The following is a 15,987-nucleotide window of genomic DNA, read 5'->3' as shown; positions in this document are numbered from 1 at the left end:
TACGCATTCCGGTACCTAAATACCACGGTCGCGACGCCCGATGGTTTTCCGCGCTGAGCCGGATGCTAGGCAGACCGCGCCATCTTGTGATGAATTCGCTTCCACGCACTCGGCGTCGATCCGAACCATCGAATGAAGGCCCGGGTGAAGTTGCCTTGGGTCCCATACCCGAGCATGGCGGCCACTTCCGCCATTGACATGTCCGTGCCGACTAGCAGCTGGGCGGCCAGACGGCGGCGCGATTCTTCCAGAATCGCGGAATAGGTGGTTTCCTGTTCCGCCAGCTGACGGTGCAGCGTCTGCCTGCGCACGCCGAACATGCTGGCGATTCGTTCGTTGCTGCAGTTGCCGCGCAGCAGCTGGCTTTCCACGGCGCGCCGCACCTGGCCGGTGAAGTCGGCCGGCACGCTGGCCTCCAACGCATCGAGTTCGCGTTTCAGGAAGGCCTCGAGCTGCGCGTCCGTGCGTCCCAGCGGGCGGTCCAGGTCCGTTTCGGGAAAGAGGATTTCGTGGCGCGGCTGGTCGAACAGCACCGGCACGCGAAACAGCTTCGCGAAAGGCTCCAGGTTGCCTGGCCGGCGATGGGCAACCCGCACCAGCGACGCCTTCCAGTCCGGGCCCAGGATCATGCGCAAGTTCTTGATGCCGCCGGCCAGGTATGCGGTGAGCAGCGCGTCCCGGCCCGGAAATTCGGTGCCGGCGGCGTACCCCAGCACCGCGTACCCCTGGTCGTGCTCCAGCGTCAGGTTCACGCCCCGGTACCAGATGCTGGCGTAGTGCATGAGGTCCTTGAGCGCCTTGCGGGCCGTGCCGGCGTTCATGGCCAGCGCGCGCACCGGGCCGACGTTTCCGAGTTGCGAGCGCTCGCCCACCAGGAGCGGCAAGTGCTCGATCCCCGTGAGTTCGATGGCCGCAAGCAGGACGCGCCCGTGCAGGCGGATCGACGACGGCGCCAGCGGGTCGCGCAGTGCGCGCTGGTCGATGCCGAAGCGGCGCAGCAGGGCCGTGCCGTCATGGCCCAGCGTTTCCAGCACGCCGGTGATCCCGGACAAGGTGCCAATCGGAATCGAATCCGGGGCGGGTCGTGCGGCCAAGGGAAATCTCTTGAGGACGTGTTGCGAAATGATAAATCAATGCGACGAAAAGCTAAACGTCCAAGGCACCGAAGGCGGACCATCCATGCACGTTCCCACTCATTCCGAACACGCCATGGAATTCCTCGACGACAGCCTCTACCCCGAGAATCAGCAGCCCCTCGTCATCCAGGTGGCGCCTTACGGCCCGCAATACCAGCCCAGCTGCTCGAGCGACATTCCGGTCAGCATGAAGGACCAGGTGCAGAAGGCGGTGGACTGCTGGAACGCCGGCGCCACCGTGCTGCACGTGCATGTGCGCGAGGAAGACGGCAAGGGAAGCAAGCGCTTCTCCAAGTTCAACGAGATGCTGCAGCGCCTGCGCGATGCGGTGCCCGACATGGTGCTGCAGGTCGGCGGTTCGATCTCCTTCGCCCCCGAGGACGAAGGCTCGGCGGCCAAGTGGCTGGACCATGACACGCGGCACATGCTGGCCGACCTTCGGCCTGCGCCCGACCAGGTGACGATCGCCATCAACTCGAGCCAGATGAACATCACCGAGATGCTCACGGCCGACGACATCGCGGGCACGCTGCTCGAGCGGCCTGAGTACTACAAGGCCTACACCAACATGGTGGTGGACGCCACGCCGCAGTTCTTCGTCGAGCACCTCAAGCGCCTGTCGGCCGCGAAGATCCAGCCGCACTTCATGCTGGGCCACGTGCACCAGCTGGAGACGGTGGAGCGCCTGGTCCGCAAGGGCCTGTACACCGGCCCGCTGGTGCTGAACTACGTCGCCATCGGCGGCGGCGCGGCCGGCTTCCATCCGCACGACCTGATCGAGTTCGTGCGCCGCACCCCGCCCGGCTCGGTGCTGACCATCGAAAGCGCGATGCGCGCCGTGGCACCGATGAACGCGATCGCCATCGCGCTGGGCCTGCACGTGCGCGTCGGCATCGAAGACAACCTGTGGGGCCGCAAGGGCGAGCGCATGACATCCGTCCAGCAGATCGAGCAGGCCGTGCGCCAGGCACGCGAACTCGGCCGCGAAGTCGCCACCGGCAAGCAGGCCAGGGAGATCTACAAGATCGGCGAGTGGTACGGCAGTGCTGACGAAACCGTCGCCCAGCTCGGCCTGGCGCCCAACCGCAAGCCCGGCCAGATCGGCTTCACCGTTCCCGGCCTGGCCTGAGCAACATGGGCAAGGCTTTCGAAGGCAAGGTGGCCCTGGTCACCGGCGTCGGGCCCGGCCTCGGCCAGGGCATTGCGCTGGCGTTCGCGCGCCAGGGCGCCAGCGTCGTGGTCTGCGACGTGAACCTCGAGGCACTGGCGGTCACGCGCAAGGCCGTCCAGTCCGAAGGCGCGGCCTGCCTGGCCGTGCCCTGCGACGTCGCGAACAGCGACGAGGTGCGTGAGATGTTCGCGGCGGCGGTCGAGCGCTTCGGCACGCTGCACATCCTGGTCAACAACGCCGCCCTGACGCCCAACCGCCCGATCGACACCGAGCGGCGCAACAAGGCCTACGCCTACATGCACACGCCGGTGCCGCGCGACACGCTGGGCTTCACCAGCGAGATCAGCAACGAAGAGTGGCATCGTTACTGGGGCGTCAACGTGCACGGCGTCTTCTACTGCACGCGCGAAGCCCTGAAGCTCATGCAGCCGCAGCGCTACGGCCGCATCGTCAACGTCGCCTCGATCGCCGGCATCTCGGCCAAGAGCACGCACAGCCCGCACTACAGCGCCACCAAGGGCGCGGTGGTCGCCTTCACGCGTTCGGTCGCCTACGAAGTGGCCGGCGCCAACATCCTCGTCAACGCGATGGCCCCGGGCGGCGTGGCCACGCCGGCCTTTCTCGGCTACCTCGACACCATCGGCGAAGACGCGCGCAACCGGCTCTGGCAGGGCTGCCCCACCGGTCGCTTCGGCACCGTGGAGGAGTACGCCAGCACGGTGCTGCACCTGGCAGGAGACCACTACCTGGTCGGCCAGGTCATCAGCCCCAACGGCGGCTCGGCGATCTGACCAAAAGAAAAGGAGACAAGCATGCAGGGATCGATGATGCAGATGCCGCTGAACGTGTCGGCGCTGCTGCAATACGCCGACCGCCACCACGGCGACACCGAGATCGTTTCGCGCCGCGTCGAGGGCGGCTTCCATCGCACCACCTGGCGCGAACTGCACACCCGCACCCGCCAGCTCGCCAACGCGCTGACGATGTTCGGGCTGGAACCCGGCGAGCGCGTGGCCACGCTGGCCTGGAACGGGCATCGCCACCTGGAGCTGTACTACGCGGTGGGCGGCAGCGGCAAGGTGGTGCACACGATCAACCCGCGCCTGCTGCCCGAGCAGATCGCCTGGATGCTGAACCACTCGCAGGCGCGCGTGCTGTTCTTCGACACCACCTTCCTGCCCCTGGTGGAAGCCATCGCGCCGCATTGCAAGGCGCTCGACCACCTGGTGGTGATGACAGCTCGCGCGCACATGCCCGTTTCGGCCAAGTTGCCCATCCTGGTGTGCTACGAGGAGATCGTCGACGCCGCGTCGACCTACTTCGAGTGGCCGGAGCTCGATGAGAACAGCGCCTGCGGCATCTGCTACACCTCTGGCACCACCGGCAACCCCAAGGGCGTGCTGTACAGCCAGCGTGCGACTATCCTGCACGCCTACGCCTCGGCGCTGCCCGACGCGCTTTGCATGTCGTCGCGGGACGTGGTGCTGCCGGTGGTGCCGATGTTCCACGTCAATGCCTGGGGCCTGCCGTATTCAGCCGCCCTGGCCGGCGCCAAGCTGGTGCTGCCCGGGCCGGCGCTGGACGGCAAGTCGCTGCACGAGTTGATGGAGTACGAGCGCGTCACCTTCGCGGCGGGCGTACCCACCATCTGGCAAGGGCTGCTGCAATACGCCAGCACGCAGGGCGTGCGCTTCACGACGCTGCGCCGCACGGTGATCGGCGGCTCGGCCTGCCCGCCGTCGATGATCCGCACGTTCGAGCAGGAGCACGGCGTCGAGGTCATCCACGCCTGGGGCATGACCGAGCTCTCGCCGCTGGGCGCCGTCAGCCGCCTCAAGGCCAGGCACCTCGGCCTGCCCAAGGCCGACCAGCAGAAGGTGCTGGAGAAGCAGGGCCACGCGATCTTCGGCATCGACATGAAGATCGTCGACGAGCAGGGCGACGAGTTGCCCTGGGACGGCAAGGCCTTTGGCGAGCTGATGGTGCGCGGGCCCTGGGTGATCGAGAAGTACTTCGGAATCGACGAGTCGCCGCTGCAAGGCGGCTGGTTTCCCACCGGCGACGTGGCCACCATCGATGCCGACGGCTACATGCAGATCACCGACCGCGCCAAGGACCTGATCAAGTCGGGCGGGGAGTGGATCAGCTCGATCGAGCTCGAGAACCATGCTGCCGCCCATCCGGCCGTGGCGCTGGCCGCGGTGATCGGCGTGCCGCACCCCAAGTGGGACGAGCGTCCCCTGCTGCTGGTGGTGAAGAAGCCGGGTGCCGAGGCCTCGCGCGAGGAACTGCTCAAGTTCTTCGACGGCAAGGTCGCCAGGTTCGCCATCCCCGACGACGTGCTGTTCACCGAGGCCCTGCCGCTCACTGCGACCGGCAAGGTGCACAAGCTGAAGTTGCGCGAGCAGCACCGCTCGCACCTGATGCCTCTTTGAGAAAACCTGGAATGAATCCTCAAGTCTTCGATCGCCTCCACGCCATGGACCCGGCCTGGGCCACGGCCTGGGCCGCGCTGGACCGGCAAAGTGCCGGCGCCACGCTGGACCCGAAGCTGGTCGCGCTGATCCGGCTGAACATCGACGTCACCGCCACGCACCTGTACGCCCCCGGCGTGCAGCGTCACGTGCGCGCGGCGCTGGACGCCGGCGCTTCGCGCACCGAGATCCTGGCGGTGTTCAAGCTGGCCGCAGTGATCGGCATCCACGCGCTGGCCTTGGGCGTGCCCATGCTCGAGGCCGAACTCGCCAAACGCAACATCGCCGATCCGGCGGCGGCGGACAAGCCGGCGACGCCGGTGACGGATGTGGTGCGCGCGCGCGGCATGTTCAACCCGCTGTGGGAAACCCTGTCGCGCTGGGACCCGGTGTGGCTGGAGCGCTTCCTCGCCATGGGGCTGCCCCTGTGGACCGACGGGGTGCTGTCCCCGCTGTGGATCGAATTCCTGTGCATTTCCGGCGACGCCGCGATCACCCACCTGTACGGCCACGGCACGCAGCGCCACATCCAGGCGGCGCTCGAACTCGGCGCCACCCGCGAGCAAGTGCTCGACGTTCTGAAGATCGTCAGCCTGCAGGGCATCGAATCCATGGAGCTCGCGCTGCCCATGCTCGATGCCGCCCTCAAGTCCTGACACAACGGAGACAAGCAAGCATGGCTATCCACCATTCCCGCAACACCCTGAGCCGCCGCGCGGTGCTCGCCCTGGCCGCCGCCGGCGCCTTGGCGAGTGCGCCCGCATGGGCGCAGAGCGCCTTCCCGAACAAGCCGATCCGCATCGTCGCTGCCGGGGCTCCCGGAGGCGGCATGGACATCCTCGCGCGCCTGATCGGCGACCGCATGCAGCACTCCCTCAAGCAGCCCGTCGTCATCGAGAACAAGCCGGGCGGCAACGGTTCGATCGCCGCGAACACGGTGCTCAATGCGCCGCCCGACGGCCACACGCTGCTGATGACCGCGGCGTCGTTCACCGTGATGGCGCAGGCCATGCCGAAGAAGCCGGCCTACGACGTGACCAAGGACCTGGCGCCGGTGGCCCAGATCGGTTCCGGCGGCGTCTTCCTGGTCGTTTCGCCCGACTTTCCCGCCAAGGACATGAAGGAGCTGGTGAACCTGGTCAAGTCGCAGCCCAACAGGCACAACTACGCCACCTTCGGCATCGGCTCGTCCGGCCACCTGGTCATGGCCGCGATCGAGAAGCAGACCGGCATGGAGATCAATCACATCCCGTACAAGGCCATGCAGCAGATCTTCGGCGACGTGATGAACGGCAGCGTCAAGATCGCCTTCGTCGACGTGACGTCCTCGCTGCCGCTGATCAAGGCCGGCAAGATCCGCGCGCTCGCCGTGAGTGGTTCGGCCCGCATGCCGGCCTCGCCCGAGGTGCCGACCATGACCGAGCAGGGCTTCAAGTTCGACACCGACGGCTGGTTCGCGATGTTCGCCCCCAAGGGAACGCCCGCGGCGGTGGCCAACCTGCTGAATCGTGAGATCGCGAATGCGCTGGCAGCGCCTGAGCTGCAAGCGCGCCTGCTGCAGTTCAACATGGCCAATCCGCCTCGCAAGACGCCCGAGCAGTTCGCACAGACCATCCGTGACGACCTCAAGGTGTGGACGAAGATCGTCCAGGACAACAAGATCACGCCGGAGGACTGATGGAGGCTGCCGTTCACACGGCACTGGCGCAGGAGTCCGGCGGCTGGCTGCGCCGGCACCTGCCGGGCCTGCTCACCGTCGTCATGGTCGCACTGGCGGCGACCTTCCTGTCCGAGCACTACGGCGGGCCGCAGCTGCTCTACGCGCTGCTCTTCGGCATGGCGCTGAACTTCCTGGCCGACACCCCGGCCACAAAGGCTGGCATCGCGTTCGCATCGCGCGCCGTGCTGCGCACGGGCGTCGCCCTGCTGGGCGCGCGCATCACGCTGTCGCAGGTCGAGGCGACCGGCTGGCGCACGGCAACGCTGGTCGTGGTCGCCGTAATCGCCACCATCGGCTTCGGCGCCTGGCTCGGCCGGCGGCTGCAGGGGTCGACCGCGGTGGGTGTGCTGACCGGCGGCGCGGTCGCGATCTGTGGCGCCTCGGCGGCGCTGGCGCTGGCCTCGGTGCTGCCGCGCGACGAGCGGGTGCAGCGCTTCACGCTGCTGACGGTGGTGGGCGTCACCGTGCTGTCCACGGTCTGCATGATCGTCTACCCGATGCTCACGCAACTGGCCGGACTGGACGCGACGTCCACCGGCATCTTCCTCGGCGCAACGATCCACGATGTCGCACAGGTGGTGGGCGCGGGCTATATGGTTTCGCCGCAGGCCGGCGACACCGCCACCCTGGTCAAGCTGCTGCGCGTGGCCATGCTGCTGCCCGTGGTGGCGGTGGTCGCGATGTGTTTTCGCCGCCAGGCGGCGGGCCGCGCGGGCCAGGCGCCGTCCATCGTGCCCTGGTTCCTGGTGGCCTTTGCCGCGCTCATGCTGCTCTCCAGCACAGATGTCGTGCCGCAGGCGGCGACCGACGCCATGAACCACGCCTCGCGCTGGTGCCTCGTCATCGCCATCGCGGCGCTCGGCACCAAGACATCCATCCAGCAACTGGCCCAGCTCGGCTGGCGCCCGGTGGCCCTGGTGGTCCTGAACACCCTGTTCCTGGCGGCGCTCGTGACCGCGGGAATCTGGTTCCTGAACGGCCCTGCCGCCTGACAAGCGGCTGCGCCGCGGGTGAAAGCCCGCGGCAGGGTCTCCCCCTTGAGATAGACGAGGTAGACATGCCTTGGAGCACTTCCTGGAAAAAGAGCCCCACCGCGGTGCTGATCGCGCTGCTGGTGATCCACATCCTCGCGCACATCGACCGCAACATCCTGATCGGCTTCTCGCCGCAGATCACGCAGGAACTGCAGCTGTCCAATGCGCAATACGGCTTCCTCAGCGGCGGCGTGTGGGTCCTGAGCTTCGGCGTGATGGCGATTTTCATGGGGACGCTGGCCGATCGCTACAGCCGCACGCGCGTCGTCGCCGCGGGCATTGCGATCTGGAGCGTCTGCACCGCGGCTTCCGGGTTCGCGCAGAGTTTCGAACAACTGGTCCTGGCGCGCCTGCTGGTGGCCAGCGGCGAGGCGGCCCTGGTGCCGGCAGCGCTGTCGCTGCTGGCGGAGCTGTTCACGCAGCACCGGCGCGGCACGGCCATCGGCCTGTTCTTCGTGGGCATTCCGGTCGGCGTGGGCCTGAGCTTCCTGATTGCCGGCAGCTACGGCGCCGCGCAGGGCTGGCGCGGGACCTTTGTTGCGCTCGGCATCCTCGGCGTGGCGATCGCGCTGCCCGCGTCGCTGCTGAAGGAAAGCCGTGGCCAGGCCGCCGGCGAGCGGGAGCGGGGTGCGCCCTTCCTGGCGCAGGTGAAGGCGGTGCTGGCGGTCCTCGCGGGCAACCGCGCGCTGCAGCTGACCCTCGCCGGCTTCGTGCTCATCCACCTGCTTTTCGCCGGCTTGTCGTTCGCCCAGCTGTGGCTGGTGCGCGAGCGCGGACTGGATCCGGCCGGCATCGCCCGCACCATCGGCGTGTTGCAGCTGGCTTTTGGCACGCTCGGCTCGGTGGCCGGCGGCATGCTGGGCGACCGCTTCGCCCGCAAGTTCGCCGGCGGCCACGCGGCCTTCATGGTGCTGCTGGTCGCCCTGTGCGGACCGCTGATGATCGCCTTCCGGCTCGCGCCCGCGGGCTCGGCGCTGTTCTACATCGGCATGTGCGCCGGCGCCTTCCTGCCGCTGGCGCTGTACGGCCCGGCCAACGCCGTGATCCAGGGGCTGGTGCCGGCGCACATGCGCTCTACCGTCGCGGGCTTCAACATGCTGCTGATCAACCTGTTTGCCATCGCCCTCGGCAACTTCGCCCTGGGCTTCGTGAGCGACCGGCTCGCGCAGGGCGGGGCTGCCACGCCGCTGACCACCGTGCTGCTGGCCGCCGACCTACTGGCCGTCGCTTCCGGGCTGCTGTTCTGGCTGGCCGCCAGAAGCATGCGCAAGAGCGGGCTGGCGCCCGTCTCGCGCGATCCGATGGCGGTTGCGCATTGACGCCGATTTCAACAGTCTCAACAAGTCATGAGTAGTACCAACATGCGTGAAGCCGTCATCGTCTCCACCGCCCGCACCCCGCTGACCAAGGCGCACCGCGGCGAATTCAACATCACCCCGGGCCCGACGCTCGCCTCCTTCGCGGTACGCGCGGCCGTCGACCGAGCAGGCATCGACCCCGCTTTGATCGAGGACGCCATCCTCGGCTGCGGCTATCCCGAAGGCGCGACTGGGCGAAATGTCGCGCGCCAGGCCATCGTCCGCGCCGGGCTGCCGATCGGCATCGCCGGCACCACTGTCAACCGCTTCTGCGCTTCGGGCCTGCAGGCGATCGCCATGGCCGCCGGGCGCATCGTCGTCGAAGGCGCGCCCGCGATGATCGCGGGCGGCGTCGAGAGCATCTCGCAGATCCGCAGCCGCGAGGATGGCCAATCCGGCATGGACCCCTGGATCGCCCGGCACAAGCCCGAGCTCTACCTGGAGATGATTGAAACGGCCGACATCGTCGCGGCGCGCTATGGTGTCAGCCGCGAGGCGCAGGACGCCTTCTCGGCCGAGAGCCAGCGCAGGACCGAGGACGCGCAGACCGCCGGCCGCTATCGCGACGAAATCATTGCCGTCACCACCACCATGGCCGTCAAGGACAAGGAAACCGGTGCGGTCTCCCGGCGCGAGGTCACGGTCGATGCCGACACCTGCAACCGCCGTGGCACCACCTGTGACGCCCTGGCCAAGCTGGAGCCGGTCAAAGGTCCCGGCAAGTTCGTGACCGCCGGCAACGCGTCGCAGCTCTCCGATGGCGCCTCGGCCTGCGTGCTGATGGAAGCAAAGGAGGCCGCCCGCGCCGGCGTGACACCGCTGGGTGCGTTCCGCGGCTTCGCCGTGGCCGGTTGCGAGCCCGACGAGATGGGCATCGGCCCGGTCTTCGCCGTACCCAAGCTGCTGGCACGCCACGGCTTGAAGACGGGCGACATCGGGCTGTGGGAGCTCAACGAAGCCTTTGCCTCGCAGGCCATCTATTGCCGCGACCGCCTGGGCATCCCCGACGAGCGGCTCAACGTCGATGGCGGGGCGATCTCCATCGGCCACCCCTTCGGCATGACGGGCGCACGGCTGGCGGGCCACGTGCTGATCGAAGGCAAGCGCCGCGGCGCGAAGTACGCGGTGGTCTCGATGTGCATCGCCGGCGGCATGGGCGCTGCCGGCCTGTTCGAAATCTATTGAAAGCGCTACAGAGATGGACCTGAATTTCACGCCTGAAGAAGAGGCGTTTCGAAGCGAAGTACGGGCCTTCCTGGCCGACAAGCTGCCCAAGCGCCTGTCCGACAAGGTGCGCGCAGGCAAGCACCTGGGCAAGGCCGACATGGAGGAGTGGCATGCCATCCTCAACTCACGCGGCTGGCTGGCCAGCCACTGGCCCGGGCAATGGGGCGGCCCGGGCTGGAAGGCAGCGCAGAAGTTCATCTTCGACCACGAGTGCGCACTGGCGCACGCGCCGCGCATCGTGCCCTTCGGCGTCAACATGCTCGGGCCGGTGCTGATCAAGTACGGCAACGAGGCGCAGAAGCGCCACTGGCTTCCGCGCATTCTCGATGGCTCCGACTGGTGGTGCCAGGGCTATTCGGAACCGGGCGCGGGCTCCGACCTCGCCGCGGTGAAGACCACCGCGGTGCGCGCGGGCGACCACTACGTGGTCAACGGCCAGAAGACCTGGACCACGCTGGGCCAGCACGCCAACATGATCTTCTGCCTGGTGCGCACCAACAAGGAGGCGAAGAAGCAGGAAGGCATCAGCTTCCTGCTGGTCGACATGAACTCACCCGGCGTGGAAGTGCGGCCCATCATCACGCTCGACGGCGAGCACGAGGTCAACGAGGTGTTCTTCACCGACGTGCGCGTGCCCGTTGAGAACCTGGTCGGCGAGGAGAACAAGGGCTGGACCTGCGCCAAGTTCCTGCTGACCTACGAGCGCACCAACATCGCGGGCGTCGGTTTCTCGATCGCCGCGCTGGAACGGCTCAAGCAAGTGGCGACCAAACTCCAGCGTCGCGGACGGCCGCTGATCGAGGATCCGGCCTTCGCGGCACGCATCGCGCGCGTGGAGATCGAGCTGAAGAACATGAAGACCACCAACCTGCGCGTGATCGCCGCTGTCGCCGGCGGCGGCGTGCCCGGCGCGGAAAGCTCGATGCTGAAGATCCGCGGCACGCAGATCCGGCAGGAGATCTCGTCGCTGTACCGGCGCGCGATGGGACCGTATGCGCAGCCCTTTGTGGCCGAAGCCCTGCAGGAAGGCTTCGATGCACAGCCGATCGGCCCGGCCGACGCCGCGAGCGCTTCGGCGCAGTATTTCAACAACCGCAAGCTGTCGATCTTCGGCGGCTCCAACGAGGTCCAGCGCAACATCATCTCCAAGATGATCCTGGGACTGTGAGGACAGCGACATGAACTTCCAACACACCGACGACCGCCGCATGTTGGCCGACAGCCTGGGGCGTTTCATCAGCGAGCAGTATGGCTTCGAGATTCGCGACAAGATCGCGAAGTCCGCCCGCGGTTACAGCCAAGAACTGTGGCAGCAGTTCGCCGAGCTGGGCGTGATCGGCGCCCTGTTCGGCGAACAGCAGGGCGGCTTCGGCGGCCAGGGCTTCGACATCGCCGTGGTGTTCGAGGCCTTGGGCCGCGGCCTGGTGGTCGAGCCCTTCCTGGGCAGCGCGGTGCTGGCCGGCGGCGCCATCGCCGCGGCTGGCAACGAAGCGCAGCAGGCGCTGCTGGCCGGCATCATCAATGGCAGCGTCATTGCCACTTTCGCGCACGGCGAGCCCGATTCGCGCTACGAGCTCTCGCAGGTGGCCTGCCGCGCCAAGCGCACTTCGACCGGCTGGGTCCTCGACGGCGCCAAGGCGGTGGTGCCGCACGGCGAGCAGGCCGAGCTGCTGGTCGTGTCGGCCCGCACCTCCGGCGCGGTCGGCGATGAAGCGGGCATCTCGCTCTTCATCGTTCCGGCCGGCGCGCCCGGGGTCACTCGGCGCGGCTACCCGAACATCGACGGCGGCCGGGCGGCGGAAGTGAGCCTGGGCGGCGTGGCCGTCGGAGCCGAAGCGCTGCTGGGTGACGAGGGCGAGGCGTTAGCCGTCATCGAGAAGGTGGTCGGCACCGGCATCCTCGCGCTGTGCGCCGAAAGCCTGGGCGCCATGGACGCGGCCAAGGAGGCCACGCTCGAGTACCTGCGCACGCGCAAGCAGTTCGGCGTGCCCATTGGCAGCTTCCAGGCGCTGCAGCACCGCATGGCGGACATGCTGCTCGAGGTCGAGCAGGCCCGCTCCGCCGTGATCAACGCCGCCGCCGCGATGGACGGCGGCCGTGTCGTCCGCGAGCGCGCCCTGTCGGCCGCGAAGTTCACCATCGGCCGCGTGGGAACGCTGGTCGCCGAGGAATGCATCCAACTGCACGGCGGCATCGGCATGACCTGGGAGCTGCCACTCGCCCACTATGCGAAGCGGCTGGTGATGATCGACCACCAGCTCGGCGACGAAGACCATCATCTCGAGCGCTACATCGAATTCGGCCTGGCGGCCTGAGGGTGACAAAGATGACGAATCCCGCTTCATCCCTTCCGCTGGCCGGGATCCGGGTGCTCGACCTGTCGCGCATCCTGGCCGGCCCCTGGTGCGCCATGGTCCTGGGCGACCTCGGCGCCGAGGTGATCAAGGTCGAGCATCCCGGTCGCGGTGATGACACGCGCGACTGGGGGCTTCGAGTGGGCCAGACCGAGACGGCCTACTTCAACAGCGTCAATCGCAACAAGTCTTCCATCAGCCTGGACCTACAGTCCGCCGAGGGCCAGCGGATCGCGCGCGAGCTGGTGCGCAAGAGCGACGTGGTCATCCAGAACTTCAAGTTCGGCGGCGCCGAGAAGTTCGGCCTGGGCTGCGAGGAACTGCGCCGGGAACAGCCGGGGCTCGTCTATTGCTCGATCTCCGGCTACGACCGCAGCGGCCCCGAGGCCGCTCGGCCCGGCTACGACCTGGTGGTGCAAGGCGAGGCGGGGCTGATGGCGATCAACGGCGAAGCCGAGCGTCCACCGCTGAAATTCGGCGTCGCGGCGGTCGACATGTTCACCGGCATGTACGCCGCGCAGGCGGTGCTGGCGGCGCTGTTCGATCGCCAGCGCACCGGGCAGGGTCGCCACATCGAGATGGCGCTGTTCGACTGCGGGCTGATGATCTCCGCCTACTATGGCCTGGAGGCGATGCTGCTCGGCGAGGACCCGCCGCGGTATGGCAACGCGCATCCGTCCATCGTGCCCTACGGCGTGTTCGACGCGGCGGACGGCCCCCTGGTGATCACGGTCGGCAACAACAGCCAGTTCGCGCGCTTTTGCCGCGACGTGATCCAGCGCCCGGACCTCGCCGAGGACGAGCGATTCAAGACCAACATCAACCGGTCGGCGAACCGGGCCGCGCTGATCCCCGAGCTCGAGCGGGAACTGCGCACGCGCCGGCGCATGGACCTGCTGAAGGAACTCGCCGCGGCCGACATCCCCTGCGGTGAAGTGCTCGGGCTGCACGAGGCGCTCACGTCGCAGCGTGCCACGGACGCGGGACTCGTGACCCGCCAGCCTCATCCGCAGGCCGGCAGCACCCACGTGCTGGCGCCGCCGTACCGCCTGGATGGCGAACGCCTGCCGGTCAGGCGCGCGCCACCGCAGCTGGGCGCGGACACGCAGACCGTGCTGGAAAGTCTGCTCGGACTCACGCCGCAGGAGCTGTCGCGGCTGAAGTCCATGGGCACCGTGTGATCCGCTGACCCAATCTGGCCTGCTCGGGCTCGCCAGCCGTCGGCTGAAGATGGAATCTCCCGGATTCCTCTGGACGCGTCTCTCAATGACAAAGGCCACCCACCGGATACCGGTGGATGGCCTCAGCCTGGCAATTGGTGGAGCTGGCGGGAATTGAACCCGCGTCCGTAAGCCTTCTTCGCGCAGATCTACATGCTTAGCGGTCTGATTTGGATCTCGCCACAGCCGGCGCGCAGTCGCACGCTCCGATCGCAGCCAGTGCCCTATTTTCTCGCTTCGATCCAAGGCACCCGGGTCGAAGCCAGCCAATGTGAATTACCTTACAGCGCGGGGATTACTCCCTTTGCCCAGCCCATCGGCCAACTGTTGTAAGGCTCACCGGTGTTTAAGCGGCGAGGGCGAAACGTTCGTCGTTCGCAGTTGGTTTGTTTCAGCGGATTTACGAGGTGACTGAACCTCGGCATGCCCCACTGCGATTCCGAACCCACGTCGAAACCGGTACAGCCCCAGGGTCACCCGTATTCTAAGCCCTGCGCTCGATTTTCAGGAGCGCCAGCAGCTCGAGCGGGGCATCGATGCGGGCAGAGGCGTCCCACAGGGCCGTGTCGCCGTTGCTGCCGAGGTAGCCGTAGGTGGCGGCGACGGTCGGCATGCCGGCAGCCCGCCCGGCGATCATGTCGCGCTCGTCGTCGCCCACGTAGATGCACTGCCCCGGCTCGACCGCCAGGCGCCGGGCGGCCTCGAACAAGGGCGCCGGATGCGGCTTCGCATGCGGCGTGCTGTCGCCGCCGACGATGGCCCCCGCTGTGGCGAACAGGGGCATGCGCTGCGTCAGCGGCCCCGTGAAGCGCATCGACTTGTTGGTGACCACGCCCCAGGCCAGCCCGAGTTCGAGCAGGCGGGCCAGCAGGCTTTCGATGCCGGGGAAGGCATAGGTGCGCACCGTCATGGCGTTCTCGTAGTTGACGAAGAACTCCTCGCGCATGCTTTCGTATTCAGGATGCTCGGGCGTCATGCCGAAGGCCACCCCCAGCATTCCGCGCGCGCCGGCCCCGGCCATGGGGCGATAGCGGTCCAGCGGCAGCGAGGGCAGGCCGCGGTCCAGCCGCATCCGGTCGGCGGCGGCGCCGAGGTCAGGCGCAGAGTCGATCAAGGTGCCGTCCAGGTCGAACAGCACCGCACGGACATTCTTGAACATCAGGCTTTACGGGTGGCGATGAGGTAATTGACGCTGGTGTCCGCCGACAGCCAGTAGCGGCGCGTCAGCGGGTTGTATTCCATGCCGCGCGTGCCATGCAGGTCCAGGCCCGCCGCGCGGCAATGGGCCGCCAGTTCGCTGGGCCGGAGGAACTTGGCGAACTCGTGCGTGCCGCGGGGCAGCAGGTTCAGCACATACTCCGCGCCGACGATGGCGAACAGGAAGGATTTCGGGTTGCGGTTGATGGTCGAAATGAAGACCCACCCGCCCGGCTTGACCAGCTCGCCGCAGGCGCGCACCACGGAGGCCGGGTCAGGCACGTGCTCCAGCATCTCCATGCAGGTGACCACGTCGAAGCCCGCCGGCTCCTCGGCGGCCAGGGCCTCGGCGCTGACCTCGCGGTAGCGCACATTGGGCGTGCCCGCCTCGAGCGCGTGCAGCTGCGCCACCTTGAGGGCCTTGCCGGCCAGGTCGATGCCGAGGACGTTCGCGCCCTGGCGCGCCATCGAGTCGCTCAGGATGCCGCCGCCGCAGCCGACGTCCAGCACCCGCAGGCCGGACAAGGGGACGTGGGACTGTATCCATTGCAGGCGCAGCGGATTGATCTGGTGCAGCGGACGAAATTCGCTGTCCGGGTCCCACCAGCGGTGCGCAAGCTCGGAAAACTTGGCGAGCTCGGCCGGGTCGGCATTGATCGTGGTGTCGCTCATACCCGGCATTGTCCCAAACGCCAGCGCGTTTGGCGCTTGGCGCGCGCAAACATCAAGCGCCTGCAGGCAAATGGGATAGCCCCGACATGGCGCAACGCACTTGCCCGGTCGACAGCGCAAACAAAAAAAAGCCCCGCCAGGGCGGGGCTTTCTGGAGCAAGCGCGCGGCTTAGCGGTTCGACCACTTCGATCTCCACGCGACGGTTCTTCGCGCGACCATCGGCGGTCTTGTTGTCGGCAACGGGCTGCTTCTCGCCCTTGCCTTCCGTGTAGACGCGGTTCTTCTCGATGCCCTTGGACACCAGGTTTCAAGCGCCTGCAGGCGAATGGGATAGCACCGACATGGCGCAACGCACCTGCCCGGTCGACAGCGCAAACAAAAAAAGCCCCGCCGGGGCGGGGCTTTCTGGAGCAAGCGCGCGGC

14 protein-coding genes, 1 other RNA gene and 1 pseudogene are annotated in these 15,987 nt (G+C 67.6%); 11 read left to right on the top strand and 5 right to left on the bottom strand.

Annotated elements, in window-relative coordinates:
* Positions 1–65: 65 nt before the first annotated feature.
* The gene (locus tag UC35_RS18800) at positions 66–1,094 is read right to left on the bottom strand and encodes an AraC family transcriptional regulator (RefSeq protein ID WP_082793381.1); all 1,029 of its coding nucleotides are present in this window, start codon (positions 1,092–1,094) and stop codon (positions 66–68) included.
* Between the two features lie 115 nt (positions 1,095–1,209).
* Between UC35_RS18800 and UC35_RS18795 the strand changes: the two genes are divergently transcribed.
* From UC35_RS18795 to UC35_RS18745, 11 genes are all read left to right on the top strand, one after another.
* Positions 1,210–2,265, top strand: a complete 1,056-nt coding sequence (locus UC35_RS18795) for a 3-keto-5-aminohexanoate cleavage protein (RefSeq protein WP_061502404.1) — start codon at positions 1,210–1,212, stop codon at positions 2,263–2,265.
* A gap of 5 nt (positions 2,266–2,270) precedes the next feature.
* Positions 2,271–3,098 (top strand): SDR family NAD(P)-dependent oxidoreductase, encoded by an 828-nt coding sequence (locus tag UC35_RS18790; protein WP_061502402.1) that lies wholly within the window; start codon positions 2,271–2,273, stop codon positions 3,096–3,098.
* Between the two features lie 21 nt (positions 3,099–3,119).
* Positions 3,120–4,742: a 3-(methylthio)propionyl-CoA ligase gene (locus UC35_RS18785; protein WP_082793380.1), complete on the top strand. Its 1,623-nt coding sequence runs from the start codon at positions 3,120–3,122 to the stop codon at positions 4,740–4,742.
* Positions 4,743–4,753: 11 nt separating this feature from the next.
* A complete protein-coding gene (locus tag UC35_RS18780) occupies positions 4,754–5,437 on the top strand; it encodes a carboxymuconolactone decarboxylase family protein (protein WP_061502398.1) in 684 nt (227 codons plus the stop codon).
* A gap of 20 nt (positions 5,438–5,457) precedes the next feature.
* Entirely contained in the window at positions 5,458–6,459 is a 1,002-nt protein-coding gene (locus UC35_RS18775) for a Bug family tripartite tricarboxylate transporter substrate binding protein (protein WP_061502396.1), read from the top strand.
* Positions 6,459–7,493, top strand: a complete 1,035-nt coding sequence (locus UC35_RS18770) for a YeiH family protein (protein ID WP_061502394.1) — start codon at positions 6,459–6,461, stop codon at positions 7,491–7,493. Before UC35_RS18775 ends, UC35_RS18770 begins: the two co-directional genes overlap by 1 nt.
* A gap of 65 nt (positions 7,494–7,558) precedes the next feature.
* Positions 7,559–8,854, top strand: coding sequence for an MFS transporter (locus UC35_RS18765; RefSeq protein ID WP_061502388.1), 1,296 nt, complete (start codon positions 7,559–7,561; stop codon positions 8,852–8,854).
* A 42-nt stretch (positions 8,855–8,896) separates the two neighbouring features.
* Entirely contained in the window at positions 8,897–10,078 is a 1,182-nt protein-coding gene (locus UC35_RS18760; protein WP_061502386.1) for an acetyl-CoA C-acyltransferase, read from the top strand.
* Between the two features lie 13 nt (positions 10,079–10,091).
* Positions 10,092–11,288, top strand: a complete 1,197-nt coding sequence (locus UC35_RS18755) for an acyl-CoA dehydrogenase family protein (RefSeq protein ID WP_061502383.1) — start codon at positions 10,092–10,094, stop codon at positions 11,286–11,288.
* Positions 11,289–11,298: 10 nt separating this feature from the next.
* Complete coding sequence (locus UC35_RS18750) at positions 11,299–12,435, top strand: acyl-CoA dehydrogenase family protein (protein WP_061502380.1); 1,137 nt, start codon at positions 11,299–11,301, stop codon at positions 12,433–12,435.
* An 11-nt stretch (positions 12,436–12,446) separates the two neighbouring features.
* The gene (locus UC35_RS18745; protein ID WP_061502377.1) at positions 12,447–13,655 is read left to right on the top strand and encodes a CaiB/BaiF CoA transferase family protein; all 1,209 of its coding nucleotides are present in this window, start codon (positions 12,447–12,449) and stop codon (positions 13,653–13,655) included.
* A 135-nt stretch (positions 13,656–13,790) separates the two neighbouring features.
* Here the strand turns inward: UC35_RS18745 and ssrA are convergent.
* From ssrA to UC35_RS23780, 4 genes and pseudogenes are all read right to left on the bottom strand, one after another.
* Positions 13,791–14,163, bottom strand: a transfer-messenger RNA (tmRNA) gene (ssrA, locus tag UC35_RS18740).
* A 15-nt stretch (positions 14,164–14,178) separates the two neighbouring features.
* Positions 14,179–14,853: an HAD-IA family hydrolase gene (locus tag UC35_RS18735; protein WP_061502375.1), complete on the bottom strand. Its 675-nt coding sequence runs from the start codon at positions 14,851–14,853 to the stop codon at positions 14,179–14,181.
* The gene (gene ubiG / locus UC35_RS18730; RefSeq protein ID WP_061502373.1) at positions 14,853–15,563 is read right to left on the bottom strand and encodes a bifunctional 2-polyprenyl-6-hydroxyphenol methylase/3-demethylubiquinol 3-O-methyltransferase UbiG; all 711 of its coding nucleotides are present in this window, start codon (positions 15,561–15,563) and stop codon (positions 14,853–14,855) included. Before ubiG ends, UC35_RS18735 begins: the two co-directional genes overlap by 1 nt.
* A 179-nt stretch (positions 15,564–15,742) precedes the next feature.
* A pseudogene (locus UC35_RS23780) lies at positions 15,743–15,868 on the bottom strand (OmpA family protein); the annotation flags it as partial.
* Between the last annotated feature and the right edge of the window lie 119 nt (positions 15,869–15,987).

Origin of the sequence: Ramlibacter tataouinensis (assembly GCF_001580455.1) — a bacterium.
In the GTDB taxonomy this organism is placed as follows: domain Bacteria; phylum Pseudomonadota; class Gammaproteobacteria; order Burkholderiales; family Burkholderiaceae_C; genus Ramlibacter; species Ramlibacter tataouinensis_B.
Note: the sequence above shows the minus strand (reverse complement) of the source record. Positions and strands in the feature narration are given on the sequence as shown.

Coding starts and splice junctions, on each gene's coding strand:
- UC35_RS18770 (WP_061502394.1), top strand. CDS start 6,459: ATGGAGGCTGCCGTTCACACGGCACTGGCGCAGGAGTCCGGCGGCTGG.
- UC35_RS18780 (WP_061502398.1), top strand. CDS start 4,754: ATGAATCCTCAAGTCTTCGATCGCCTCCACGCCATGGACCCGGCCTGG.
- UC35_RS18745 (WP_061502377.1), top strand. CDS start 12,447: ATGACGAATCCCGCTTCATCCCTTCCGCTGGCCGGGATCCGGGTGCTC.
- ubiG (WP_061502373.1), bottom strand. CDS start 15,563: ATGAGCGACACCACGATCAATGCCGACCCGGCCGAGCTCGCCAAGTTT.
- UC35_RS18735 (WP_061502375.1), bottom strand. CDS start 14,853: ATGTTCAAGAATGTCCGTGCGGTGCTGTTCGACCTGGACGGCACCTTG.
- UC35_RS18750 (WP_061502380.1), top strand. CDS start 11,299: ATGAACTTCCAACACACCGACGACCGCCGCATGTTGGCCGACAGCCTG.
- UC35_RS18760 (WP_061502386.1), top strand. CDS start 8,897: ATGCGTGAAGCCGTCATCGTCTCCACCGCCCGCACCCCGCTGACCAAG.
- UC35_RS18795 (WP_061502404.1), top strand. CDS start 1,210: ATGGAATTCCTCGACGACAGCCTCTACCCCGAGAATCAGCAGCCCCTC.
- UC35_RS18775 (WP_061502396.1), top strand. CDS start 5,458: ATGGCTATCCACCATTCCCGCAACACCCTGAGCCGCCGCGCGGTGCTC.
- UC35_RS18785 (WP_082793380.1), top strand. CDS start 3,120: ATGCAGGGATCGATGATGCAGATGCCGCTGAACGTGTCGGCGCTGCTG.
- UC35_RS18790 (WP_061502402.1), top strand. CDS start 2,271: ATGGGCAAGGCTTTCGAAGGCAAGGTGGCCCTGGTCACCGGCGTCGGG.
- UC35_RS18765 (WP_061502388.1), top strand. CDS start 7,559: ATGCCTTGGAGCACTTCCTGGAAAAAGAGCCCCACCGCGGTGCTGATC.
- UC35_RS18755 (WP_061502383.1), top strand. CDS start 10,092: ATGGACCTGAATTTCACGCCTGAAGAAGAGGCGTTTCGAAGCGAAGTA.